We start from the raw sequence: 24,876 nt of genomic DNA, 5'->3' as shown, positions 1-24,876 counted from the left end.
CATCCGAATGAACCGTATTGCCGCCATCCTCGCCGGCGCCATCGTCGTCCTGATGCTGCTGTCGTCGATGCTCTTCATCGTCGACCAGCGCCAGTTCGCCGTCATCTATGCGCTGGGTGAGATCAAGGAAGTCGTCGTCGAGCCGGGCCTGAAGTTCAAGCTGCCGCCGCCGGTGCAGAACGTCGTCATGCTGGACCGCCGCGTGCAGACGCTGGACAGCCCCGAATCGCGCCCCATCTTCACGGCCGAGAAGAAGAGCCTGGTCATCGACTGGCTCATCAAGTGGCGCATCACCGAACCGCGCCAGTTCATCCGCAATAACGGCTCCGACATCCGCAACGTCGAGAACCGCCTGGCTCCCATCGTGCAGGCCGCCTTCAACGAGGAAGTGACCAAGCGCACCGTCATCGGCGTGCTGTCCGCCGAGCGCGACAAGATCATGAACGACGTGCGCAAGCGCCTGGCCGATGAGGCCAAGCAGTTCGGCATCGAGGTCGTCGACGTGCGCATCAAGCGCGTGGACTTCGCCTCCACCATCACCGACTCGGTCTATCGCCGCATGGAGTCCGAGCGCAAGCGCGTGGCCAACGAAACGCGCTCCACCGGCGCCGCCGAGGGCGAGAAGATCAAGGCCGACGCCGACCGCCAGCGTGAAATCATCGTCGCCGAGGCCTATCGCGACGCCCAGCTGATCAAGGGCGAGGGCGATGCCAAGGCCTCGGCCTTGTACGCCGAAGCCTTCGGCCGCGACCCGCAGTTCGCCCAGTTCTACCGCTCGCTGGAGGCCTATCGCGCCAGCTTCAGCAAGAAGAGCGACGTGATGGTCGTCGACCCCAGCAGCGACTTCTTCAAGGCCATGCGGGGTTCCGGCTCCACGCCTGCCGCCGCGCCCGCGCGCAAGTGAACGAGCTGCTGACCGCGCTCGCGCTGGTGATGGTCATCGAGGGGCTGATGCCCCTGATCAGTCCGGCGCGCTGGCGTGAGGTCTTCAGCCGCATCCTGGCGATGAGCGATGGCCAGATCCGCTTCATCGGCCTGGCCAGCATCCTGATGGGTGTTTTTGGACTGCTGTGGTTGCGCTGATCTGAAGGCTCGTGGCGCTGGGGCGGGGGAGGGCATAGGTACAATGCCGTTTTTAACCGCCTAGCCTGCGCCCATGTCCTCTGCTTGGCTGCTGCCCGAGCACATCGCCGATGTCCTGCCGTCGCAGGCACGCCGCATCGAAGAGCTGCGTAGAGAGCTGCTCGACATGGCCCGCAGCTATGGCTGCGAGCTCGTCATTCCGCCGCTGCTGGAGCATCTGGACTCCCTGCTGTCCGGCACGGGCAGCGGCTCGGAAATCAAGCTGTTCAAGCTGGTCGACCAGCTCTCCGGTCGCTCGCTCGGCCTGCGCGCCGACACGACGCCCCAGGTCGCCCGCATCGACGCCCACCTGCTGAACCGCCAGGGCGTGACCCGGCTGTGCTACTGCGGCCCCGTGGCGCACACGCGGCCCGACGGCCTGAACACCAGCCGCGAGCCGCTGCAGTTCGGCGTCGAGATCTACGGCCATGCCGGCCTGGAAGCCGACCTGGAAGTGCATGAGCTGGCCCTGGATGCACTGCGCCGCGCCGGCTTGAGCGACGTCATGCTGGACCTGGGCGATGCCCGCCTGCTGCAGGGCGTGCTGGACGGCGTCAAGCTGCCCGCCGACACCCTGGCTGCCTTGACCGCAGCCCTTGCGGCCAAGGACATGGGCGTGCTGGCCGACCTGACCGCAAACATGCCCGCCGTGACGCGCGACGCGCTGCTGGCTTTGCCCAGCCTCTTCGGCGGCCGCGAGGTGCTGGCCGAGGCTGCGCGCCGCCTGCCCGATCATCCGCTGGTCAAGGCGGCCCTGGCCGACCTGGACTGGCTGGCCGGCCATCTGGCCGCCGTCCACCCCGAGGTGGCGCTGGGCTTCGACCTGGCCGACCTGCAGGGCTATGCCTACTACACCGGCATCCGTTTCGCCGCCTATGCCTCGGGCTGCTCCGACGCCGTGCTGCGCGGTGGCCGCTACGACGAGGTGGGGGCAGCCTTCGGCCGCCGTCGCCCGGCCGTTGGCTTCAGCCTGGACCTGAAGACGCTGGTGACCCTGGTGCCGGCCACGCCCCTGCGCGCCGCCGTGCGCGCCCCCTGGGGCGAGGACGCCTCGCTGCGCCAGGCCGTGCGCGCCCTGCGCGAGCAGGGTGAAACCGTGGTGTGCGTTTTGCCCGGGCATGAGCACGAGGCCGATGAATTCGACTGTGACCGCGAGCTGGTTCGCGAGCACACTCAGTGGGTTGTCCGGACGCTGTAAGGCGCGGCGACCACCAATCCTTTCAAGCAAGACAGGCAATCAACATGAGCCAAACCGCGCGTGGACGCAATGTGGTCGTCGTCGGCACCCAGTGGGGCGACGAGGGCAAGGGCAAGGTCGTTGACTGGATGACGGACCATGCACAAGGTGTTGTCCGTTTCCAAGGCGGCCACAACGCCGGCCATACCCTGGTCATCAAGGGCGTGAAGACGGCGCTGCAGCTCATCCCCAGCGGCATCATGCGCGACGGCGTGGCCTGCTACATCGGCAACGGCGTCGTGGTCGACCCGACCCATCTGCTGTCCGAGATCGAGCGCCTGGAGAAGGCCGGCGTCGAGGTGCGTTCGCGCCTCTTCATCAGCGAGTCCTGCCCGCTGATCCTGCCCTTCCACGTCGCCGTGGACAAGGCGCGCGAGCAACTGCGCGAGACCAGCGGCAGCGGCAAGATCGGCACCACCGGCAAGGGCATCGGCCCGGCCTATGAAGACAAGGTCGCCCGCCGCGCCCTGCGCGCCCAGGACCTGAAGCACCCCGAGCGCTTCGCCAAGAAGCTGCGCGAGCTGCTGGACCTGCACAACTTCGCGCTGTCGGGCTATTTGAAGGGCGAGCCGCTCGCCTTCGAGCCCATCTTCGAGCAGGCCATGAAGATGGCCGAGCAGATCAAGCCCATGCTGGCCGACGTCGGCTACCTGATCCACAAGGCCAGCAAGGCCGGCGCCAACATCCTCTTCGAAGGCGCCCAGGGCACGCTGCTGGACATCGACCACGGCACCTATCCCTACGTCACGTCCAGCAACTGCGTGGCGGGCAATGCCGCCGCCGGTGCCGGCGTGGGCCCGCAGATGCTGCACTACATGCTGGGCATCACCAAGGCCTACACGACGCGTGTCGGCTCCGGTCCCTTCCCGACCGAGCTGGACTGGGAGCAGCCCGGCACCGTCGGCTACCACCTGTCCACCGTCGGCCAGGAACGCGGCACCGTCACGGGCCGCGCCCGCCGCTGCGGCTGGCTGGACGCCGCCGCACTGAAGCGCTCCATCATCATCAACGGCATCACCGGCCTGTGCCTGACCAAGCTCGACGTGCTGGACGGCCTGACCGAGATCAAGATGTGTGTGGGCTACAAGCTCGATGGCCGTCTGCTGGACATCCTGCCGCTGGACGGCGATGAGATCGAAGCCTGCGAACCGGTGTTCGAGACCTTCCCGGGCTGGACCGAGACCACCTTCGGCGCGACGTCCTGGGACGCGCTGCCGGCCAATGCGCGCAGCTATCTGAAGCGCGTGGAAGAGGTCATCGGCGCGCCCATCGACATGGTCTCGACCGGCCCCGACCGCGAGCACACCATCGTGCTGCGCCATCCTTATTCCGCCTGATTACCATCACACCAACGGAGACAACGCCACCATGTTGACCGACGACGGCAAACACCTCTACGTATCCTGGGACGAGTACCACCTGCTGACCGAGCGCCTGGCGCTCAAGGTGCACGCCTCGGGCTGGCAGTTCGATCAGATCCTCTGCCTGGCCCGCGGCGGCATGCGCCCGGGCGATGTGTTGTCGCGTGTCTTCGACAAGCCGCTGGGCATCATGTCCACCAGCTCCTACCGCGCCGAGGCCGGCACCATTCAGGGCCGCCTGGACATGGCCAAGTACATCACCATGCCCAAGGGCGAACTGGCCGGCCGCGTGCTGCTGGTCGACGACCTGGCCGATTCCGGCGTCACGCTGAAGGCCGTGGTGGAGCGCCTGCGCGGCATGCCGTCGATCACCGAACTGCGTTCCGCGGTCATCTGGACGAAGAAGGTCTCGGCCTATACGCCGGACTACTACTGCGAGATGCTGGAAACCTCGCCGTGGATCCATCAGCCGTTCGAGGAGTACGACGGCATGGGGCCGGAGGCGCTGGCGAAGAAGTTCGTCGTTTGAGGTTTGGACTTGTGGCGCGGATCGGAGTTCGGTTTGTGCCACCACTCGACGAAGGGCCCATCGAGGGCCCATCGTCGGGGACTCGGTCACGTCCCGCGACCCCGCCGGCGGTCGGCCCCGCGCCACAGGCGCGAAGCCTTCGTCGAGGCGTCGGACAAGCCACTGGCTTGTCCTCGGTCCATGACGACGCGCCTTTCGAGTCCTCTCCTGGACACCAAAAGACAAAAGGCCAGCACTTTCGTGCTGGCCTTTTGTCTTTTGTTTGGTGCCCAGGAGAGGACTCGAACCTCCACGGAGTTACCCGCTAGTACCTGAAACTAGTGCGTCTACCAATTCCGCCACCTGGGCAAGGTGCTCAAAACTTCTAGCGAAGTCCTGAGCCGTTTCAGGAAAACAGAGACTATATCATCAAAAACTTGAAGAACACAACTGCATCGCCTACGGGCGACGGCGCGGGCCTGCTCGGCGAAGTCGAAGGCACGCTGCAAGGCCATCGCGACGGCCATGGCTTTCTGATCCCCGACGACGGCTCCTCGGACATCTATCTGTCCTCGCAGGAAACCCATGCCGTCATGCACGGCGACCGCCTGCGCGTGCGCGTCGTGCGCTTCGACAAGCGCGGCCGCCCCGAGGGCAAGGTGCTGGAGATCCTGGAGCGCAAGAAGCGCCCGCTGATCGGTCGCTTGCTGCTGGAGTCGGGCATCTGGCTGGTCGCGCCCGAAGACCGGCGCATGGGCCAGGACATCCTCATCCCCAAGAACGGCATCGCCAACGCCACGGCCGGCCAGGTCGTCGCCGTCGAGCTGACCGAGCCGCCCTCGCTGTATTCGCAGCCCGTAGGCCGCGTGGTCGAGGTGCTGGGCGAGATCGATGACCCCGGCATGGAGATCGAGATCGCGGTGCGCAAGTACGACGTGCCGCACCGCTTCAGCCCCGACACGCTGGCGCAGAGCGCCAAGCTGCCCGAGAAACTGCGTGCCGTGGACCTCAAGCACCGCATCGACCTGCGCGACGTGCCTCTGGTCACCATCGACGGCGAGGACGCACGCGACTTCGACGACGCCGTCTACTGCGAGCCCTTCAAGCAGGGCCGCGGCAAGAAGGCCTTCGAGGGCTGGCGCCTGCTGGTGGCCATCGCCGACGTGTCGCATTACGTGAAGCCCGGCGAGCCGCTGGACGCCGATGCCTATGAGCGCGCCACTTCGGTCTACTTCCCGCGCCGCGTCATCCCGATGCTGCCCGAGAAGTTGTCCAACGGCCTGTGCTCGCTGAACCCCTACGAAGACCGGCTCAGCATGGTCTGCGACATGCTCGTGTCCAGCGACGGCACGGTCGCCGCCTACCAGTTCTATCCGGCGGTGATCAGCTCGCATGCGCGCTTCACCTACACCGAGGTCGCAGCCATCCTGGCCAACACCCATGGCCTCGAGGCGGCCAAGCGGCGCGAACTGGTGCCTCATCTGCTGCATCTGCACGAGGTCTATCGGGCCTTGCTGGGCGAGCGCCAGCGTCGCGGCGCCATCGACTTCGAGACCACCGAGACGCAGATCGTCTGCGACGACAACGGCCGCATCGAGAAGATCATCCCGCGCACGCGCAACGACGCCCACCGGCTGATCGAGGAGGCCATGCTGGCCGCCAACACCTGCTCGGCGGACTTCATCCAGGGATCCAAGCACCACTCGCTCTACCGCGTGCACGAAGGCCCGACACCGGAAAAGCGCCAGACCCTGCAGAACTATCTGCGCTCTCTTGGCATCTCGGTGGGCATCTCCGACGATCCGTCGCCGCGCGAGTTCCAGCAGTTGGCCGAGGCCACCAAGGACAGGCCAGACGCCCAGCAGATCCACACCATGCTGCTGCGCTCCATGCAGCAGGCCATCTACACCGGCACCAACTCCGGTCACTTCGGCCTGGCCTATCCGGCCTACACCCACTTCACCAGTCCGATCCGGCGCTATCCCGACCTGCTGGTCCACCGCGTCATCAAGGGCCTGCTGGCGGGCAAGCGCTACACGCTGGACGCGTCCAAGATGAACGTGCCGCAGGCGCCCAAGCGCCCGGGCCGCCCGCCGCCGCCCAATCCGGCCGATGCTCGCAACGAGGCCGAGCGCTGGGAGGTCGTCGGTGCGCATTGCAGTGCCAACGAACGCCGCGCCGACGAGGCCAGCCGCGATGTCGAGGCCTGGCTGAAATGTCGCTATATGCGCGACCGCCTCGGCGAGGAGTTCGCCGGCACGGTCAGCGCGGTCACATCGTTCGGGCTGTTCGTGCAGCTGGACGCGCTCTACGTCGAGGGCCTGGTTCACATCACGGAGCTGGGCGGCGAGTACTACCGCTTCGACGAGGTGCGCCAGGAGCTGCGCGGCGAGCGCACCGGCATTCGCTACGCCACCGGCGCGCGCGTGCAGGTGCAGGTCAGCCGCGTGGATCTGGACGGGCGCCGCATCGACTTCCGCCTGGTGCGCGACAGCGACGAATTGCGGGTCCCGAGCCGTGGTTCGGCGGGCAAGCCTTCGGGCAAGACGCCAGCCAAGAAGCGCGCACCCAAGACCGCGGTGGAGTCGCTGGAGGAGGTGCGCCAGACCGACCGCGACGTGAAGCAGAGCCGCAAGGCCGTCGTCGCCGGCCTGCACCCCGTCAAGGCGGCGCGCAAGGCTGCCAACAAGGCGTCCAAGAAAACGGCGGCCAAGCCGGCGCCGCGCAAGCGGCGCTGAGCCTCAGCGCTGAGCGGCCAGGCGGTCTATGAGGTCGCCGGCGCGCAGCACGCCGTCAACCTCGCCGGCGCGGCCGTGTGCGTCCACGCCGGCGCAGGCCACCGCGTGGGCGCTGAGTGTGGGCTGTTGGGCCCAGAGGCCGCCCAGCCAACCGGCCAGCACATCGCCGCTGCCGGCCGTGGCCAGGGCCGGCCCGCCGCTGGCGCAGATGGCGGGCCGCTCGCCCGGCGATGCAACGACGCTGCCCGAGCCCTTGAGCACGATGCTGGCATTGAAGCGTGTCGCCAGCGCATTCGCTGCGGCGAGGCGGTCGGCCTGCAGCGTGGCCGTGTCGCGGCCGAGCAGGCGTGCGGCTTCGAGCGGATGCGGCGTCATCAGCGTGGTCCCTGCGGGGCGCGCGCTCACCAGCGCCTGCAGGGCTGCGTCGGCGGCCACGGCGTTCAGCGCGTCGGCGTCCAGGACCAGGCGCGGCAGCGTCCGCAGCAGCGCGGGCAGGGCGGGCGTGATGGCGTTGCCGGCGCCGCAGCCAATGACGCCCACGGCCTGAGGGACGTCGGCAAGGCGGCCGCGCATCAGCTCGGGCCGGCCGGCATCGGCCACTTCGCCGGCGTCCAGGCCCAACAGGTCCACATAGACCCGACCGGCGCCGCAGGCCAGCGCTGCGCGGGCGGCCAGACGCGCGGCGCCCTGCATGCCGGGTGCGCCGCCCACCACCAGCGCCTGGCCATGGCTGCCCTTGTGGCTGGTGGGGCTGCGGTGGGGGGGGGCGCCGGGCCCCAGCAAGTCAGCCGTGGGCGGCTCGTCGGGCGCGATGCCCAGGTCGTCGAACCAGATGCGCCCGCCGTGCGCACGGCCCTCGCCGGTGAAGAGTCCGGGCTTGAGGGTCAACAGCGTCAGCGTGTGGTCGGCGTGCACGGCATGGTCGCCGGCGGCTTGGCCGGTGTCTGCCAGCAGGCCGCTGGGCAGGTCCACGGCGAGGATGGGTGCGCCGCAGGCGGCCATCGCGGCCATGGTGACGAGCATCTCGGCCGACGGTCCGCGGTTCAGGCCCAGGCCCAGCAACGCGTCGATGACCAGGGAGGGGCAGGCCGGTGCCTCGTGGCTGACGTGCACCGGCACACCGGCCTCGGCCAGACGCCTTGCAGCCACCAGCCCGTCGCCGCCGTTGTTGCCCGGGCCGCAGGCAATCCAGACCGGCCCCTGGCCCTGGCGCAGCGCCAGCGCGAGCTTGGCGACGGCCAGGCCGGCACGCTCCATCAGGTCGGGCGAATGGACGAGGGCGCGCGCCTCGATGCGCCGGCTGGCGGCGACGTTGAAAAGGGGCAGGGAGGCGGTGGTGGGCAGCAGCGCGCGCATGCCCACGAGCTTAGGCGAGTCTTTGCGGGCCGAGGGCGGCAATGTCGCGCGCTGGTGCCTGGCCGGCGATCAGCTGCGCTAGCACCTGGGCGCTGCCGCAGGCCAGGCCCCAGCCCTGGCCGCCGGGCGACAGGTTGAGCCACAGGCCCGGGCGGCCGCTGGCGCCAAGCAGCGGCAGGCCATCGGCGGTCAGCGCGCGACGGCTCTGGCCTTGCTGCACCTGCTGGTGCAGGACCGAGCCGGGAAACCAGTGCTGCAGGCCGCGATGCAGGGTCTCGAAGTCGGGCGTGACCCTGGCGCGTACATCGGTGACCGTGAGGCCGCCGGTCACGCGCACGCGCTGGCCGGTGCGAGTGACCGTCAGGCCGCGTGAAGGGTCGACCCAGGCCGCCTTGGGGCCGAGGTCGGGGTGGGCCTCCAGCAGGCGCAGCGGCGCGGTGACCGAGGTCTCGTGATGGGCCGACAAGGGCAGGCGCTGGCCAAGCAGGGCCGGAGCTTCCAGGCCGTTGCAGAGCACGACGGCGTCGAAGCGCGAGTCCTGTGGGCCGAGCAACTGGGGCAGGGTGTCGCCGGCCTCACGCTCGGGGCCGCGCGTCGGCGCCTCCATGGGCGGGGTGTACTCGTGGCGCAGGTTCAGGCCGGCACCGTCGGCGGCGATGGCGCGCACGGTGGTGTGGAAGCGGAACTCCGCGCCCAGGCGCTGGGCCTGCAGGCGCAACTGCTGGGCAAACAGCCGGGCGTTGCCCGCGCCGCCGTGGGCCAGGGCCAGGGCGGCGGACAGCGGTGCATCGGCATTCAGGCCGGGTTCGCGCAGCCGGGCCTCGCCGGCCTCGATGAGTTCGACCTGCAGGCCCAGGGCCTTCCAGCCTTCCAGCCGCGCCTCGGCGGCGGCCACGCGCTTGGCGTCGGTCAGCGCAACGAGCAGGCCCTGGCTGGCCTCGTCATCCAGCCCCAGCTCACGGCGCAGCTCGGCGGTGCGCGCCAGGCTGAGCTGGCTCAACGCGGCCAGTTGGCCGGGGGCCTCGCCGCCTTTGCGGCCGGCGCGCCAACGGGCGAACCTGAAGCCCACCGGCGCCGGGGGCGCCGTGTCGGCCAGGTCGGGCACGAAGGGGGAGAGCAGGGCGCTGCTGGCGAAGCTGGCCTGTTCGGCCACGCTGCCGCCGCGTTCGAAGACCTGGACCTTGAGACCCAGGGCAGCCAGTTCATAGGCCGTCGTGACGCCGGCGAGGCCGGCGCCCACCACGGCGACGCTGCGCGTCAAGCGGACACCCTGAAGGCAGTCGGGAAGGGCGCGCTGGCGACCGCGGGGGCGCGGCGTCGGCTGAGGAGGGGCATGAAGTTGTGTATACTCTGCGGGTTTTGCCGGAGGGAGTGGCTCTTGGAGCTGCGCAACTCAAGGCAAAACGGTTGTGAGGGGTGCAGCGGTCAACGGGCGTTGACGGCCACTCGTCGCAACAAATCGCAAACCGGCCACCTAAGGTGTTGCGGCTTGCGGCAGTCTCGAAACGGTTGTTTCCAGGCGCTGCAACGCAATTCGGGCCGGATTTTAGACACAACCTTCGGAGCAAGACCATGTCTGTCACGATGCGCGAGATGCTGGAAGCCGGCGTCCATTTCGGCCACCAAACCCGCTTCTGGAATCCCAAGATGGCCCCGTATATCTACGGCCATCGCAACAAGATCCACATCATCAACCTCGAGAAGACGCTGCCCGCGTTCAACGATGCGATGAAGTTCATCCGCTCGCTGGCTGCCAAGCGCGGCACGATCCTGATGATCGGCACCAAGCGCCAGGCCCGCGAATTCATCGCCGCCGAAGCCCAGCGCGCCGGCATGCCCTACGTCGACTCGCGTTGGCTGGGCGGCATGATGACCAACTTCAAGACGGTCAAGACCTCCCTCAAGAACCTCAAGGACATGCAGGCCCAGGTCGAGGCTGGCACCCAGCCCGCGATCAAGAAGGAAGCCCTGCTGTTCCAGCGCGACATCGCCAAGCTGGAAAAGAACATCGGCGGCATCCAGGACATGACCGCCCTGCCGGACGCCATCTTCGTCATCGACGTCGGCTATCACAAAATTGCCGTGGCCGAAGCCAAGAAGCTGGGCATTCCCGTCATCGGCGTGGTTGACACCAACCACTCGCCCATCGGCATCGACTACGTCATCCCCGGCAACGACGACTCCGCCAAGGCGGTCGCCCTGTATGCCCGCGCCGTCGCCGACGCCGTGCTGGAAGGCAAGGCCAACGCCACGAATGACGTGCTGGCCGCCGTCGCCCCCGCTGGCGACGAGTTCGTCGAGGTTTCCGAAGAGGCCTGAAGCCTTCTCGACCCCGCATCTGAAAGGGGCCGCGAGGCCCCTTTTGCCAACCGAAATCTGGAGATAGAAATGGCTGCAATCACTGCAAGCATGGTGGGCGAACTGCGTGCCCGCACCGACGCGCCGATGATGGAGTGCAAGAAGGCGCTGACCGAGGCCGACGGCGACCTGGGCCGCGCTGAAGAGATCCTGCGCGTCAAGCTGGGCAACAAGGCCGGCAAGGCCGCTTCGCGCATCACCGCCGAAGGCGTGGTGTCGTCCGCCGTCGTCGGCGGCAATGGCGCCCTGATCGAAGTCAATTGCGAGACCGACTTCGTCTCGAAGAACGACGCCTTCCTGGCCTTCGTGTCCGCCCTGGCCGGCCTGGTGGCTGAAACCAACCCGGCCGACGTGGCCGCCCTGTCGGCCCTGCCCCTGTCGCAAGAAGGCTTCGGCCCGACCGTGGAAGACGTGCGCAAGGGCCTGATCGGCAAGATCGGCGAGAACATGACGATCCGCCGCTTCCAGCGCTACGCTGGCAGCAAGCTGGCTTCCTACCTGCACGGCACCCGCATCGGCGTGATGGTCGAGTTCGAAGGTGACGACGTCGCCGCCAAGGACGTGGCCATGCACATCGCCGCCATGAAGCCGGCCGCCCTGTCGGGCGCCGACGTCTCGGCCGAGCTGGTCGAGAAGGAGCGCAAGATCGCCACCGAGAAGGCCGCCGAATCCGGCAAGCCGGCCGACATCGTCGCCAAGATGGTCGAAGGCTCGGTGCAGAAGTTCCTGAAGGAAGTCTCGCTGCTGGACCAGGTCTTCGTGAAGGCCGCCGACGGCAAGCAGACCGTGGGCGCCTACCTGAAGTCGGCCAACACGACGGTCAAGGGCTTCACGCTCTACGTCGTTGGCGAAGGCATCGAGAAGAAGGTTGACGACTTCGCGGCCGAAGTGGCGGCCCAGGTGGCAGCTGCCAAGGGTCAGTAAAGACGCTTGCGAAATCGTACGAAATGAAGGGGCGCCAAGTTGGCGCCCTTTAAACTTGCGGCCCACCATAGGCCCCCACTACTGAGGACACCATGCCCGCGTACAAGCGCATCCTGCTCAAACTCTCCGGCGAAGCCCTGATGGGCGACGACGCCTACGGCATCAACCGCGCGACCATCGTGCGCATGGTGCAGGAGATCCGCGAAGTGACGCAGATGGGCATCGAGGTGGCCGTCGTCATCGGCGGCGGCAACATCTTCCGCGGCGTGGCCGGCGGCTCGGTCGGCATGGACCGCGCCACCGCCGACTACATGGGCATGCTGGCCACGGTGATGAACGCCCTGGCCCTGGCCGACACCATGCGCCAGGAAGGCATGACGGCCCGCGTCATGTCCGCCATCGCCATCGAGCAGGTCGTCGAGCCCTATGTGCGCCCCAAGGCCCTGCAATACCTCGAAGAGGGCAAGGTCGTCGTCTTCGCCGCCGGCACCGGCAACCCCTTCTTCACGACCGACACGGCCGCGGCCCTGCGCGGTGCCGAGATCGGTGCCGAGATCGTGCTGAAGGCCACCAAGGTCGATGGCGTCTACACGGCCGACCCCAAGAAGAACCCCGACGCGACGCGCTACTCGCGCATCACCTTCGACGAGGCCATCACCCGCAACCTGCAGGTCATGGACGGCGCCGCCTTCGCGCTGTGCCGCGACCAGAAGCTGCCGATCAAGGTCTTCAGCATCTTCAAGCCGGGTGCCCTGAAGCGTGTCGTGCAGGGCGAAGACGAGGGCACGCTCGTCCACGTTTAAGCGAACCAGAGAGACTGATCATGAGCATTGCCGACATCAAGAAGAACGCCGAGGCCAAAATGGCCAAGTCGGTGGAAGCCCTGAAGAACGAACTGCACAAGATCCGCACCGGCCGTGCCCACCCCGGCATCCTGGATCAGGTCAACGTCGACTACTACGGCTCCATGGTGCCGATCTCGCAGGTGGCCAATGTGACGTTGCTGGATGCTCGCACCATCTCCGTGCAACCCTGGGAAAAGGGCATGGGCGCCAAGATCGAGAAGGCCATCCGCGAAAGCGACCTGGGCCTGAATCCGGCCTCCCAGGGCGACCTGATCCGCGTGCCGATGCCGCCGCTGACCGAAGAGCGCCGCAAGGACCTGACCAAGGTCGTGCGCAATATCGGCGAAGACGCCAAGGTGGCCGTGCGCAATCTGCGCCGCGACGCCAACGAGCACGCCAAGAAGCTGCTGAAGGACAAGGAAATCGGCGAGGACGATGAGCGCCGCAGCCTCGACGAGGTGCAAAAGCTCACCGACCGGGTGATCAACGAGATCGACAAGCTGATCTCGGGCAAGGAAGCCGAGATCCTCGCGGTTTGAGCGCCGTCCTCATGGCGCAAGACCGCCCGGCGCCGCCGCGCCATGTCGCCATCGTCATGGATGGCAACGGCCGTTGGGCCAAGAAGCGCTTCCTGCCGCGCTTCTTCGGCCACAAGGCCGGTGTGGACAGCCTCGTCAAGGTCGTCCAGGCCTGCATCGACCGCGATATCGAGCATCTGACCGTCTTCGCCTTCTCCAGCGAGAACTGGAAGCGGCCCAGCGACGAGGTTTCGGGCCTGATGGGCCTGGTGCTGGCCGCGGTGAGCCGCTATCTGGCCAAGATGGGCGCCATGGGCGTGCGCATCCGCATCGTCGGTGACCGCGACGCGGTGTCCGACAAGCTGCGCAATGCCTGGAACGAGGCCGAGAGCAGCACCCTGCACAACACCAAGCTGACGCTCAACGTCGCCTTCAACTACGGCGGCCGCTGGGACATCGTGCAGGCCTGCCGCAAGGCCATCGAGGCCGGCGTGCCGGCTGCCGAACTGACCGAGGCGCGCCTGTCGGAGTTCATGGCCATGAGCTATGCACCCGACCCCGACCTCTTCATCCGCACCGGCGGTGAGGTGCGCATCAGCAATTTCCTGCTCTGGCAGGCCGCCTACACCGAGTTCGTGTTCTCGGATTGCCTCTGGCCCGAGTTCGGTGAGCGCGAGCTGGATGCGGCCATCGCGGCTTTCCACGAGCGCGACCGCCGTTTTGGCGGCGTGAAAGAAACCCCCGCTGCCTGAAAGGCTGGCCATGCTGAAAACGCGCGTCATCACCGCCGTCGTGCTGCTGGCCATCCTGCTGCCAGTACTCTTCCAGGCTTCGCCCTGGCCCTTTGCCTGGGTCACCGTCGTCATGATGGGCGCGGCCGGCTGGGAATGGGTCAAGCTCAACGGCCTGCCCGGCACCGGCGCGATCGCCGGCGGCGTGGCCCTGGCCCTGGCCTGCGTCTGGACGCTGCTGATCGGCGGCCTGAACGCTCCGCCGGCCTGGGTCTGGTCCCTGGCCAGCCTGGTCTGGGTGCTGGGCGGCGCCTATGCGCTGCGCGCCGGCCCGACCGGCTGGCCGCGCATCGCCCGTGGCGCCCGCCTGGCCCTGGGCGCGCTGCTGCTGTGGGGCGCCTGGCTGGCCATCGTGCAGGCCAAGGTGCATGGCATCAATTTCATCCTGTCGGTGTTCTGCCTGGTCTGGATGGCGGACATCGCGGCCTACTTCTGCGGCCGGGCCTTCGGCAAGCGCAAGCTCGCGCCGGCCATCAGCCCGGGCAAGAGCTGGGAGGGGGTCTGGGGCGGTCTGGCCGGCGTCATCCTGCTGGGCTTCTTCTGGGTGCACGTCATCGACGTGAACCTGGCCGTCGACTCCCCCAGCCTCTACACCCTGCTGGTGCAGCGCCATGGCTGGGTGTCCCTGCTGGCCCTGGTCTTCCTGGCTGCGATGAGCGTTGTCGGTGATCTGTTCGAATCCCTCGTCAAGCGGGCCGTCGGCGCCAAGGACAGCAGCGGTCTGCTGCCCGGCCACGGCGGCGTGCTGGACCGCATCGATGCGCTGCTGCCGGTTTTCCCGTTGGCGCTTGCGCTGATCAGCCTATGAATCGTCAACGCGTCTGTGTCCTCGGCTCCACCGGCTCGGTCGGTGCGAACACGCTGGACGTCATCGCCCGCCATCCCGAGCGCTACGAGGTCTTTGCGCTCAGCGCGATGAGCCGCGTCGACGAGCTGCTGGCCCAGTGCCTGACCTGGAAGCCACGCTTCGCCGTCATGCCCGAGCGCGATGCCGCGGCCCGTCTGCGCGGGCGGCTGAGCGAGGCCGGCAGCCGCACCGAGGTGCTGGATGGCGCCCAGGCCCTGGCCGACATCGCCGCTCACCCGGACGTCGACGCTGTCATGGCGGCCATCGTCGGTGCCGCGGGCCTCGCGCCGGCGATTGCCGCGGCGCGCGCCGGCAAGCGCCTGCTGCTGGCCAACAAGGAGGCCATCGTCGTCGGCGGTGCCCTGTTCATGCAGGCGGTGCAGGAGGGCGGGGCGACGCTGCTGCCCATCGACAGCGAGCATTCGGCCATCTTCCAGTGCCTGCCCGAAGACCGCACGGCCTGGCCCCAGCGCATCGACCACATCGTGCTGACGGCCTCGGGCGGCCCTTTTCGCAACCGCGATCCCCAGACCCTGGCCGATGTGACGCCCGACCAGGCCTGCGCCCATCCGAACTGGGTCATGGGCCGCAAGATCTCGGTGGACTCGGCCACCATGATGAACAAGGCGCTCGAGGTCATCGAAGCGCGCTGGCTCTTCAATCTGACGCCCGACCAGATCAGGGTCATCATCCATCCGCAGAGCATCATCCATTCCATGGTGGTCTGCCGCGACCAGTCGGTGCTGGCCCAGCTGGGCACGCCCGACATGCGCGTGCCCATCGCCTACGGCCTGTCTTTCCCCGAGCGCATCACCTCGGGCGCCAGCCGCCTGGACCTGCTGACCACACCCGGCCTCAGCTTCGAGGAGGCCGATGCCGTCCGCTTCCCCGGCCTGCACCTGTCCTGGCAGGCCCTGCGGGCGCCGGAGGGCAGCACGACGGTGCTGAATGCCGCCAACGAGGTGGCCGTGGATGCCTTCCTGAACGGCCGCCTGCGCTTTGATCGCATCCATGCGGTCAACTCGCAATGTCTGGCCGACGTTCAGCCCGGCGACTGCGCCAGCATCGAGGCGCTGCTGGACCTGGATGCGCGCGCCCGCGAGCATGCCCGGCGACTGCTATGAGCCTTTCGGATATCCCGGCCTTTCTCGTCGCGCTCGCGCTGCTGATCGCCATCCATGAATGGGGTCACTACCGCGTCGCACGGGCCTGTGGTGTCAAGGTGCTGCGCTTCTCCATCGGCTTTGGCCGCGTGCTTTGGCGCCGCGTGGGCCGCAACGGCACCGAATTCACGCTGAGCGCCCTGCCGCTGGGCGGCTATGTGCGCATGCTGGACGAGCGCGACGGCCCGGTTGCGCCGGCCGAGCGCGAGCAGGCCTTCAGCCAGCGCCCGCTGCGCCAGCGCGCCGCCATCGTCGCGGCCGGCCCGCTGGCCAACTGGCTGCTGGCCGTGCTGCTGTTCGCCGCGGTGGCCTGGATAGGCTCCGAGGTGCCCAAGGCCGTGCTCGGCACGCCGCCGGCCGGATCGCTCGCCGAACGCGCCGGCCTGCATGCGGGCGACTGGGTGCGGGCCACCTCGCCCGACAACCAGCAGTGGCAGGACGTCGACTCCCTGTCCGATCTGCAGTCCGCCGTGGCGCGGGCCCAGGCCCTGGGCGAGTCGCTGCATCTGACAGTCAGCGACGCCCAGGGCCATGGCTCGCGCAGCGTCCACCTCGAGACCGAGCGCCTGGCCGGCCGTGCGCCGGATGCCCGGCTGTTCATGGATATCGGCCTGCTGCCGCTGGCCGATCCGGTGCTGAGCCAGGTCACGGCCGGTGGCCCTGGCGCCGCCGCCGGGCTGATGGCCGGCGACCGCGTGCTGAGCGTGGACGGCCAGTTGGTGCCGGATTCGGCCTTCCTGCGCGACGCCATCCGCCGCTCCCATGACGGCCAGCAGCCGCGCACCATGGTCTGGCGCGTCGAGCGTGCCGGCCAGGTCGTCGAACTGAAGCCGACGCCGCGCCTCGCCGACGACGGCGGGCGCAAGGTGGCGAGGCTGGACATCCTGCCGGCCAGCAAGGCCGAGCGCGTCTTCGTCAGCTATGGCTTTGCCGACGGCCTGTGGCGCGGCCTCGGCCAGAGCTGGGACATGGCCGCCACGACGGTGCGCCTGCTTGGCCGCATGCTGGTCGGCGAGGCTTCGGTAAAGAACCTTGGCGGGCCCTTGGCGATTGCCGATGCCGCAGGACAATCCGCCCGCGCCGGGCTTGTGCCCTATCTGGAATTCCTGGCGCGGATCTCCCTGGGTCTTGCCGTATTGAACCTGCTGCCGCTGCCGATGCTCGACGGAGGACACCTCATGTATCATCTTTTTGAGGGTCTGAGCGGCCGCCCCGTCTCCGAATGGTGGCAACGGCAACTGCAGCGCGCTGGTGCGCTGATCCTGGTGCTGATGATGGCCTTGGCCTTTACCAACGACATTGCCTCCCGTCTGACGGGCTGGCATTGACACTGAAACTCCCGGTTCCCATGTCCTTTTCTTTCAGTTCGGGAGCGAAGCGTCGCCCCTTCCGCCTCGGCTTGCTGGCTCTGGCTGTCACGGGGATGTTCCAGTCCGGCCTCGCCTGGGCGGTCGACCCCTTTGTGCTGAAGGACATCCGCGTCGAGGGCCTGCAGCGCACCGACCCGGGCACCGTGTTCGCTTCGCTGCCCTTTCGCATCGGCGACACCTACAACGATGAAAAAGGCGCCGCCGCCCTGCGCGCCCTGTTCGCCACCGGCCTGTTCAAGGACGTGCGCATCAGCATCGACGGCAATGCCGTCGTCGTCATCATCGACGAGCGCCCCATCATCGCCAACGTCAATTTCGTCGGCCTGAAGGAGTTCGACACCGAGGCCCTCAGCAAGTCGCTGAAGGACGTCGGCATCGGCGAAGGCAAGCCCTTCGACAAAGCCCTGGCCGACCGCGCCGAGCAGGAATTGAAGCGCCAGTACCTCACGCGCAGCCTCTACGGCGCCGAGGTCACGACGACGATCACGCCCATCGAGCGCAACCGCGTCAACGTCAGCTTCAACGTGACCGAGGGCGAGCCGGCCAAGATCGCCGAGATCCGCATCCTCGGCAGCAAGGTCTTCTCCGAGAGCACGCTGCAGGGCCTGCTGGAGCAGACGACGACCGGCTGGCTGACCTGGTACACCAAGACCGACCGCTACTCGCGCGCCAAGCTGAACGCGGACCTGGAAACCATCCGCAGCTACTACCTGAACCGCGGCTATCTGGAGTTCGCCGTCACCTCCACCCAGGTGACGATCTCGCCGGACAAGCAGAGCATCAGCATCGCCATCACGGTCAGCGAAGGCCAGCCCTACACCGTCACCGGCATCAAGCTCGAAGGCGACTACCTGGGCCGCGAGGAAGACTTCAAGCACCTCGTCTTCCTGAAGCCCGGCGAGGCCTACCAGGGCGAACTGGTGGCCAACACGACGCGCGCCTTCAGCGACCTGTTCGGCACCTATGGCTATGCCTTCGCCCGTGTCGACAGCAAGCCCGACATCGACCGCGCCACCGGCCAGGTCGTCGTCACCTTCGTCGCCGAACCGCAGCGCCGCGTCTATGTGCGCAAGGTCATCATCTCCGGCAACTCGCGCACCCGCGACGAGGTCATCCGCCGCGAGTTCCGCCAGTTCGAGGCGGCCTGGTATGACGGCCAGAAGATCAAGTCCTCGCGTGACCGCGTCGAACGCCTGGGCTATTTCAAGGACAAGGAAGTCACCATCGACACCCAGGAGGTGCCGGGCGCCCAGGACCAGGTCGACGTGCTGCTGACCGTCGTCGAGCGCCCCACCGGCGCCATCACGGTCGGCGCCGGCTACTCCAGCCAGACCAAGCTGTCCTTCACCGGCTCCATCCGCCAGGACAACGTCTTCGGCTCGGGCAACTACCTCGGCATCGACGTCGCAACGGCCCGCACCGGCCGCCAGCTGCAGGTCAGCACGGTCGACCCCTACTTCACGGTCGACGGCGTGTCGCGTTCGCTGGACGTGTTCTACCGCACGACGCGCCCGATCAACACGCTGGGCGAGGAATACCAGTACGTCACCAAGGGCGGCGCGATCCGCTTCGGCGTGCCCTTCTCGGAAGTCGACACCGTCTTCTTCGGCGTCGGTTACGAGCAGACCGACATCACGACGTCCAAGGGCCTGCCCAACAGCTATCTGCTGTTCGTCAACCAGTTCGGCCAGCGCAGCAACTCCATCCCGCTGACCATCGGCTGGCAGCGCGACAGCCGCGACAGTGTCATCTCGCCGCTCAAGGGCAAGTACCAGCGCGTCAACGTCGAGACCAGTGCCATCGGCGACGCCAAGTTCGCCCGCATCAACCTGCAATACCAGCAGTACTTCGAGATCACCAACAAGATCACGCTGGGCATCAACAGCGAACTGGGCTGGGGCGTGGGCCTGGGCGGCAAGCCCTATCCCATCTTCAAGAACTTCTACGGCGGCGGCCTGGGCTCGGTGCGCGTCTTCGAAGCCGGCTCACTGGGTCCGGTGGACCCGACCGGCTCCTATATCGGCGGCAACCGCCGCTTCAACACCAACGCCGAGCTCTACCTGCCGGTGCCGGGCAGCGGCAACGACAAGAGCTTCCGCATCTTCGGCTTCGCCGACCTCGGCGGCGTCTGGGGCCCGGACGCCAAGCTCAACTGGAACACGCTGACCAACGGCAAGGACAACGAGGGCCGCGACATGCTGCGCATGTCCGCCGGTATCGGCCTGTCCTGGATCTCGCCGATGGGCCCGCTGCGCCTGAGTTACGGCAAACCGATCCGCAAAGCGCGGACGGATAGAATCGAAAAATTCCAATTCCAGATCGGGACTGCATTCTGATGATGAGCAAGCTCTTGCAATCGATGGCCCTGGCCGCGTCGATGATGGTGGCCACCACGGTGGTGCAAGCCCAGGAACTGAAGATCGGCTACGTCAACAGCGAGCGCGTGCTGCGTGAGGCCAACCTGGCCAAGGCAGCCCAGATCAAGCTGGAGACGGAGTTCGGCAAGCGCGAGAAGGACCTGCGCGATCTGGAGACCAAACTGCGCGGCGCCGCCGAGAAGCTGGAGAAGGACGCCCCGACGCTGTCCGAGGCCGAGCGCAACCGCCGCCAGCGCGATGTCGTCGAGCAGGAGCGCGATCTGCAGCGCAAGCGCCGCGAATGGCAGGAAGACCTGAACCAGCGCAAGAACGAGGAGCTGTCCACCGTGGTCGAGAAGGCCAACCGCGTGATCAAGCAGATCTTCGAGGCCGAGAAGTACGACCTGATCCTGCAGGACGCCATCCACTTCAGCGCCCGCGTGGACATCACCAAGAAGGTGATCGACGCGCTGAACGCGCAGAAGTAAACCGAGCCCGCCATGAGCCCGACAAACGTCGCGCTCGGGTCCAGCGAAACGACAGCGGTCGCGCTGTCTCAGCTGATCGCCGCCTTGGGCGGCGATTTGCTTGGTGGGTCCGAGATTCGCATCGCCCGCATCGCGCCGCTGGACGAGGCCGACGCCCAGAGCATCAGCTTCCTCGCCAACCCGCGTTACCAGGCCCAGCTCGCCACGACGGCCGCTGCCTGCGTCATCGTGTCGCCGTCGATGGCCGAGGCGGCGGCCGCCCGCGGCGCGGCCATCGTCACGCCCGACCCCTATCTCTACTTCGCCCGCCTGACGCAGTGGTGGGCTGCTCGCACGCGGCCTTCGCCCCAGGCCGGTGTGCATGCCAGTGCCATCGTGTCGCCCGACGCCAGGCTGGGCCAGGGCGTGGAGATCGGACCGCTGGCCGTCATCGAGGCAGGTGCCGTCATCGGCGACCAGGCCCGCATCGGCGCGCATTGCGTCGTTGAACGGGGCGCCATCGTTGGCGACCACACGCGGCTGGCGCCGCGCGTCGTGCTGGGCTATGGCTGCCGCATCGGCGCGCGTGGCCTGGTGCACAGCGGCGCCGTCATCGGCGCGGACGGCTTCGGTTTTGCGCCCAGCAAGAGCGGCTACGTGAAGATCGAGCAGCTCGGCAATGTGACGATCGGCGACGACGTCGAGATCGGCGCCAACACCTGCATCGACCGCGGGGCGCTTTCCGACACCGTCATCGAGGACGGCGTCAAGCTCGACAACCAGATCCAGATCGCCCACAACGTGCACATCGGCCGCAACACGGCCATGGCCGGCTGCGCGGCCGTCGCGGGCTCGACGCGCATCGGTGCCAACTGCACCATCGGTGGTGCCGCCAACATCATCGGCCACCTGGTCATCGTGGACGGCGTGCACATCTCGGCCGCGACGACCGTGACGCGCAGCATCAGCGAGCCCGGTGTCTACAGCGGCCCCTATCCCTTCGAAGAGAATTCGAGCTGGCAGAAGAACGCGGCCACCCTGCGCCAGCTCAGCACCCTGCGCGAACGCGTGCGCGCGCTGGAGAAGAAATGAACGACGAAACGACGACCCCGACCCCTGTCCCGACGACGATGGACATCCACGAAATCCTCAGGCGCCTGCCGCACCGCTATCCCATCCTGCTGGTGGATCGCGTCGTGGAGCTCATCAAGGGCGAACGCATCCGCGCCATCAAGAACGTCTCCATCAACGAGCCCTTCTTCCTCGGCCATTTCCCGCATCGGCCCGTGATGCCGGGCGTGCTGGTGCTCGAGGCCCTGGCCCAGGCCGCCACGCTGCTGGCCATCGAGAGCGTGGGCATCGTGCTGGACGAGAAGTCGGTCGTCTACTTCGCCGGCATCGATGGCGCGCGCTTCAAGCGCCCGGTCGAGCCGGGCGACCAGCTGATCCTGGAAGTGACGCTGGGCCGCGCCAAGGCTGGCATCTACAAGTTCGCGGCTCGTGCCCTGGTGGGTGAGCAGGTGGCTGCCGAGGCCGAGCTGATGTGCACGATGCGCCGTATCCAAGACTGATCTGATGAGCATCCATCCGACCGCCATCGTCGACCCCGCCGCCGAGCTGGACTCGTCGGTCACGGTCGGCGCCTATTCGCTGATCGGCCCGCACGTGAAGATCGGTGCCGGCACCAAGGTCGGCCCGCATGTCGTCATCGAAGGCCACACGACCATCGGTCGCGACAACCACTTCTTCCAGTTCAGCTCCATCGGCGCGGCCAACCAGGACAAGAAGTACGCCGGCGAGCCGACGACGCTGGTCATCGGCGACCGCAACACGATTCGCGAGTTCTGCACGCTGAACGTCGGCACGGTCCAGGACCGCGGCGAGACGACGCTGGGCCACGACAACTGGATCATGGCCTACTGCCATCTGGCCCACGACGTCGTCATCGGCAACGAATGCGTGCTGGCCAACAACGCCACGCTGGCCGGCCATGTGCAGGTCGGCAACCACGTCACCATCGGCGGCCTGACCGGCATCCTGCAGCGCATGCGCATCGGCGACCACGCCATGATCGGCTTCCAGGCCCATGTGGCCCAGGACGTGCCGCCCTTCATGACGGTGGACGGCAACCCGCTGGCGGCGCGCGCCGTCAACGTCGTCGGCCTCAAGCGCCGCGACTTCAGCAGCGAGCGCATAGCCGTCATCCGCCAGATCTACAAGCTGCTCTACCGCAGCGGCCACACGCTGGACGAGGCCAAGGCGGCCATCGCAGCGCTGAAGGGCACGGAAGATGGCGCGGCCGACGGCGACATCGACAACATGCTCGCATTCCTCACCGCGTCCACCCGCGGCATCGTTCGCTGATCGATGCAAGCAGCGCCCCGCCTCGGCATGGTGGCCGGCGAGGCCAGCGGTGATCTGCTGGCCGGCCTGCTGCTGCAGGGCCTGCGTGCGCGCTGGCCCGAACTCACGTCGCAGGGCATAGGCGGCCCCAAGATGATCGCCCAGGGCTTTGAGACCTGGTGGCCGCACAGCAAGCTGTCCATCTTTGGCTATGTGGACGCGCTGCTGAACATCCGCGAGCTGCTGTCCATCCGCAAGCAGCTCGGCACGCGCCTCATCTCGAGCCGCCCCGATGTCTTCATCGGCGTCGACGCCCCCGACTTCAACTTCGGCCTGGAGACGCGGCTGCGCGAGGCCGGCATCAAGACCGTCCACTTCGTCTGCCCGTCCATCTGGGCCTGGCGGCCCGAGCGCGTCGTGAAGATCAAGGCGGCGGCCGACCATGTGCTCTGCCTCTTCCCCTTCGAGCCCGAGATCCTGCACAAGGCCGGCATCGGTGCGACCTATGTCGGCCACCCGCTGGCGGACGCCATCCCGATGGAGGCGCCGCGCGCGGCCGCCCGCGGGGCCCTGAAGCTTGCTGACGGCGACACCGTCATCGCCCTGCTGCCCGGCAGCCGCAAGAGCGAGATCAACTACATCGCGCCGGCATTGATCGGTGCCGCCCGGCTGCTGGCCAGGCCGGGCCGCCGCTTCGTCATGCCCATCGTGCCGGGTCTGCGTGGCCTGGTCGAACCCATGCTGGGCGGTGCCGACATCCAGCTCGTCGACGGCCAGTCCCATGCCGTGCTGGCCGCCTGCGACCTGACGCTGGTCGCCAGCGGCACGGCCACGCTGGAGGCCGCGCTGTTCAAGCGGCCCATGGTCATCGCCTACCGCATGAATGCGCTGAACTGGTGGCGCATGAAGGGCAAGGGTCTGCTGCCCTGGGTGGGCCTGCCCAATATCCTGGCGCGGGAATTCCTCGTGCCCGAACTGATCCAGCAGGCCTGCACGCCCGAGGCCCTGGCGCGCGAGGCCGAGGGCCTGCTGGCCGACGCGCCGCGGCGCGCCGCCCTGCAGGCGCGCTTCGTCCAACTCCACGAGCTGCTGCGCCAGGACACGGCGCAGCGCGCCAGCGATGCGATCGCGACGCTCATCGCTGCCTGAGCAGGTGTCCCTCGACTGGACGCCGCCCGGCCTCGTCGCTGGCGTGGACGAGGCTGGTCGCGGCCCGCTGGCTGGCCCGGTGTTCGCGGCTGCCGTCATCCTCGATGACCTGCAGCCCATCCGGGGGCTGGCCGACTCCAAGGCGCTGACGGCCGCCAAACGCGCCAAGCTCTATGACGAAATCCGCGCCAAGGCCCTGTGCTGCTGCATCGCGCACGCGACGACCGAGGAAATCGACCAGATCAACATCCTGCAGGCCACCATGCTGGCCATGCAGCGGGCCGTGCATGGCCTGCGCCTCAAGCCCGCCCTGGTGCGCATCGACGGCAACCGCCTGCCCGTGCTGCCGATGGCGGCCGAGGCCATCGTGAAGGGTGACGCCACCGTGCAAGCCATCTCGGCGGCCAGCATCCTGGCCAAGGTGGCGCGTGACCTGTTCTGCGAGCAGATGCATGCCAGCCATCCGCAGTACGGCTTCGCCACCCACAAGGGCTATGGCACGCCCGAGCATCTGGCGGCGCTGAAGCAGCACGGCGCCAGCCCCTGGCACCGCCGCAGCTTCGCGCCGGTGCGCGAGGTCTGCATTGACGTGACGATCAACCCGCTGGCATGAAGCTCGACCACATCACCTCGCGCGACAACCCGGCCCTGGTGCGCCTGCGCAAGCTGACCGTGGATGCGAGCGGCTACCGCAAGATCGGCAGCGTCTGGATCGAGGGCGACCATCTGCTGCGCGCGGCCCTGCAGCGCGGCTGGCAGCCGGCCCTCGTCGTGCTGACGGAAGCCGCGATGCAGGACGCGACCCTGGCAGCGCTCGCAGAGTCCGCGCTGCGGGCCCTGGTCGTGCCGACGGCTCTGTTCAAGGGCCTGAGCGGCCTGGAGTCGCCTGCGCAGATCGGCGCCGAGCTGACCCTGCCTGCCGCACCCGCCATTGACGCGAACGCCGCCAGCGTCGTGCTGGACCGCTTGCAGGACGCCGGCAATGTCGGCGCCATCCTGCGCAGCGCGGCGGCCTTCGGCGTGAGCCAGGTGCTGGCGATCAAGGGCACGGCTGCGCTGTGGTCGCCCAAGGTCGTGCGGGCCGGGCAGGGCGCTCACTTCGGCCTGCGCCTCATCGAGGGCCTGGCCGAGGCCGATCTGCAGGCCTTGTCGGTGCCTCTGGTCGCCACCAGTTCGCACGACAGCGAGCCGCTGCACCGCGCCGCCCTGCCCAGCCCCTGTGCCTGGGTCATGGGCCACGAAGGGCAGGGCGTGTCTGCCGAGCTGATGGCGCGTTGCGCATTGCGGGTCGGCATCCCTCAGCCCGGCGGCGAGGAGTCGCTCAACGTGGCGGCAGCCGCGGCGATCTGCCTGTACGAGAGCGAGCGTCGCAAGGGTTGAGATCCCTGGGTTGAGGGGGCTGGCGCCCCGGCCGCACGGGCT

24 protein-coding genes and 1 tRNA gene are annotated in these 24,876 nt (G+C 67.9%); 22 read left to right on the top strand and 3 right to left on the bottom strand.

The window, feature by feature from the left end:
* Positions 1-7 precede the first annotated feature (7 nt).
* From hflC to J2X20_RS05045, 5 genes are all read left to right on the top strand, one after another.
* A complete protein-coding gene (gene hflC, locus J2X20_RS05065; protein WP_310261728.1) occupies positions 8-904 on the top strand; it encodes a protease modulator HflC in 897 nt (298 codons plus the stop codon).
* Entirely contained in the window at positions 901-1,083 is a 183-nt protein-coding gene (locus J2X20_RS05060; protein ID WP_310261726.1) for a DUF2065 domain-containing protein, read from the top strand. The genes hflC and J2X20_RS05060 overlap by 4 nt, the downstream gene beginning before the upstream one ends.
* Positions 1,084-1,156: 73 nt before the next feature.
* Positions 1,157-2,320: an ATP phosphoribosyltransferase regulatory subunit gene (locus J2X20_RS05055; protein WP_310261723.1), complete on the top strand. Its 1,164-nt coding sequence runs from the start codon at positions 1,157-1,159 to the stop codon at positions 2,318-2,320.
* A gap of 44 nt (positions 2,321-2,364) precedes the next feature.
* The gene (locus tag J2X20_RS05050; RefSeq protein WP_310261721.1) at positions 2,365-3,696 is read left to right on the top strand and encodes an adenylosuccinate synthase; all 1,332 of its coding nucleotides are present in this window, start codon (positions 2,365-2,367) and stop codon (positions 3,694-3,696) included.
* Positions 3,697-3,727: 31 nt separating this feature from the next.
* Positions 3,728-4,249 carry a phosphoribosyltransferase gene (locus J2X20_RS05045; protein ID WP_310261720.1) on the top strand — a complete coding sequence of 174 codons (522 nt, stop codon included), beginning with the start codon at positions 3,728-3,730 and terminating at the stop codon, positions 4,247-4,249.
* A gap of 263 nt (positions 4,250-4,512) precedes the next feature.
* Here the strand turns inward: J2X20_RS05045 and J2X20_RS05040 are convergent.
* A tRNA-Leu gene (locus J2X20_RS05040) sits at positions 4,513-4,597 on the bottom strand.
* Between the two features lie 68 nt (positions 4,598-4,665).
* On the opposite strand from J2X20_RS05040, the gene rnr reads away from it, so the two are divergent.
* Positions 4,666-6,966 (top strand): ribonuclease R, encoded by a 2,301-nt coding sequence (rnr, locus tag J2X20_RS05035; RefSeq protein ID WP_310261717.1) that lies wholly within the window; start codon positions 4,666-4,668, stop codon positions 6,964-6,966.
* Positions 6,967-6,969: 3 nt separating this feature from the next.
* On the opposite strand, the gene J2X20_RS05030 is transcribed toward rnr, so the two are convergent.
* Positions 6,970-8,322 carry an NAD(P)H-hydrate dehydratase gene (locus J2X20_RS05030; protein WP_310261714.1) on the bottom strand — a complete coding sequence of 451 codons (1,353 nt, stop codon included), beginning with the start codon at positions 8,320-8,322 and terminating at the stop codon, positions 6,970-6,972.
* Between the two features lie 10 nt (positions 8,323-8,332).
* Positions 8,333-9,583: an NAD(P)/FAD-dependent oxidoreductase gene (locus J2X20_RS05025; RefSeq protein WP_310261711.1), complete on the bottom strand. Its 1,251-nt coding sequence runs from the start codon at positions 9,581-9,583 to the stop codon at positions 8,333-8,335.
* 311 nt (positions 9,584-9,894) lie between these two features.
* On the opposite strand from J2X20_RS05025, the gene rpsB reads away from it, so the two are divergent.
* The 16 genes from rpsB (at position 9,895) to J2X20_RS04945 (ending at position 24,834) form a co-directional block, all read left to right on the top strand.
* A complete protein-coding gene (gene rpsB, locus J2X20_RS05020; RefSeq protein ID WP_310261709.1) occupies positions 9,895-10,641 on the top strand; it encodes a 30S ribosomal protein S2 in 747 nt (248 codons plus the stop codon).
* Between the two features lie 69 nt (positions 10,642-10,710).
* A complete protein-coding gene (tsf, locus tag J2X20_RS05015; RefSeq protein WP_310261705.1) occupies positions 10,711-11,604 on the top strand; it encodes a translation elongation factor Ts in 894 nt (297 codons plus the stop codon).
* Positions 11,605-11,696: 92 nt separating this feature from the next.
* Positions 11,697-12,407: a UMP kinase gene (pyrH, locus tag J2X20_RS05010; RefSeq protein WP_310261702.1), complete on the top strand. Its 711-nt coding sequence runs from the start codon at positions 11,697-11,699 to the stop codon at positions 12,405-12,407.
* Positions 12,408-12,427: 20 nt separating this feature from the next.
* Positions 12,428-12,988 (top strand): ribosome recycling factor, encoded by a 561-nt coding sequence (frr, locus tag J2X20_RS05005; protein ID WP_310261700.1) that lies wholly within the window; start codon positions 12,428-12,430, stop codon positions 12,986-12,988.
* Between the two features lie 11 nt (positions 12,989-12,999).
* A complete protein-coding gene (gene uppS / locus J2X20_RS05000; RefSeq protein ID WP_310265109.1) occupies positions 13,000-13,719 on the top strand; it encodes a polyprenyl diphosphate synthase in 720 nt (239 codons plus the stop codon).
* A gap of 10 nt (positions 13,720-13,729) precedes the next feature.
* Positions 13,730-14,566, top strand: coding sequence for a phosphatidate cytidylyltransferase (locus tag J2X20_RS04995; RefSeq protein ID WP_310261697.1), 837 nt, complete (start codon positions 13,730-13,732; stop codon positions 14,564-14,566).
* On the top strand, positions 14,563-15,729 hold the full coding sequence (gene ispC / locus J2X20_RS04990) for a 1-deoxy-D-xylulose-5-phosphate reductoisomerase (protein ID WP_310261695.1): 1,167 nt from the start codon (positions 14,563-14,565) through the stop codon (positions 15,727-15,729). Before J2X20_RS04995 ends, ispC begins: the two co-directional genes overlap by 4 nt.
* The gene (gene rseP, locus J2X20_RS04985) at positions 15,726-17,096 is read left to right on the top strand and encodes an RIP metalloprotease RseP (RefSeq protein WP_310261692.1); all 1,371 of its coding nucleotides are present in this window, start codon (positions 15,726-15,728) and stop codon (positions 17,094-17,096) included. Before ispC ends, rseP begins: the two co-directional genes overlap by 4 nt.
* Positions 17,097-17,191: 95 nt before the next feature.
* Complete coding sequence (gene bamA / locus J2X20_RS04980; RefSeq protein WP_310261690.1) at positions 17,192-19,474, top strand: outer membrane protein assembly factor BamA; 2,283 nt, start codon at positions 17,192-17,194, stop codon at positions 19,472-19,474.
* A gap of 2 nt (positions 19,475-19,476) precedes the next feature.
* Complete coding sequence (locus J2X20_RS04975; RefSeq protein ID WP_409034129.1) at positions 19,477-19,983, top strand: OmpH/Skp family outer membrane protein; 507 nt, start codon at positions 19,477-19,479, stop codon at positions 19,981-19,983.
* A gap of 12 nt (positions 19,984-19,995) precedes the next feature.
* Positions 19,996-21,054: a UDP-3-O-(3-hydroxymyristoyl)glucosamine N-acyltransferase gene (gene lpxD / locus J2X20_RS04970; protein ID WP_310261683.1), complete on the top strand. Its 1,059-nt coding sequence runs from the start codon at positions 19,996-19,998 to the stop codon at positions 21,052-21,054.
* Positions 21,051-21,533: a 3-hydroxyacyl-ACP dehydratase FabZ gene (gene fabZ, locus J2X20_RS04965; RefSeq protein ID WP_310261680.1), complete on the top strand. Its 483-nt coding sequence runs from the start codon at positions 21,051-21,053 to the stop codon at positions 21,531-21,533. Before lpxD ends, fabZ begins: the two co-directional genes overlap by 4 nt.
* A gap of 4 nt (positions 21,534-21,537) precedes the next feature.
* On the top strand, positions 21,538-22,326 hold the full coding sequence (gene lpxA / locus J2X20_RS04960; protein ID WP_310261677.1) for an acyl-ACP--UDP-N-acetylglucosamine O-acyltransferase: 789 nt from the start codon (positions 21,538-21,540) through the stop codon (positions 22,324-22,326).
* Between the two features lie 3 nt (positions 22,327-22,329).
* Positions 22,330-23,454, top strand: coding sequence for a lipid-A-disaccharide synthase (gene lpxB, locus J2X20_RS04955; protein ID WP_310261674.1), 1,125 nt, complete (start codon positions 22,330-22,332; stop codon positions 23,452-23,454).
* Positions 23,426-24,067: a ribonuclease HII gene (rnhB, locus tag J2X20_RS04950; RefSeq protein ID WP_310261671.1), complete on the top strand. Its 642-nt coding sequence runs from the start codon at positions 23,426-23,428 to the stop codon at positions 24,065-24,067. Before lpxB ends, rnhB begins: the two co-directional genes overlap by 29 nt.
* A complete protein-coding gene (locus J2X20_RS04945; protein ID WP_310261669.1) occupies positions 24,064-24,834 on the top strand; it encodes a TrmH family RNA methyltransferase in 771 nt (256 codons plus the stop codon). The genes rnhB and J2X20_RS04945 overlap by 4 nt, the downstream gene beginning before the upstream one ends.
* Positions 24,835-24,876 lie beyond the last annotated feature (42 nt).

Origin of the sequence: Roseateles saccharophilus (assembly GCF_031458095.1) — a bacterium.
In the GTDB taxonomy this organism is placed as follows: Bacteria; Pseudomonadota; Gammaproteobacteria; order Burkholderiales; family Burkholderiaceae_C; genus Pelomonas; species Pelomonas saccharophila_A.
Note: the sequence above shows the minus strand (reverse complement) of the source record. Positions and strands in the feature narration are given on the sequence as shown.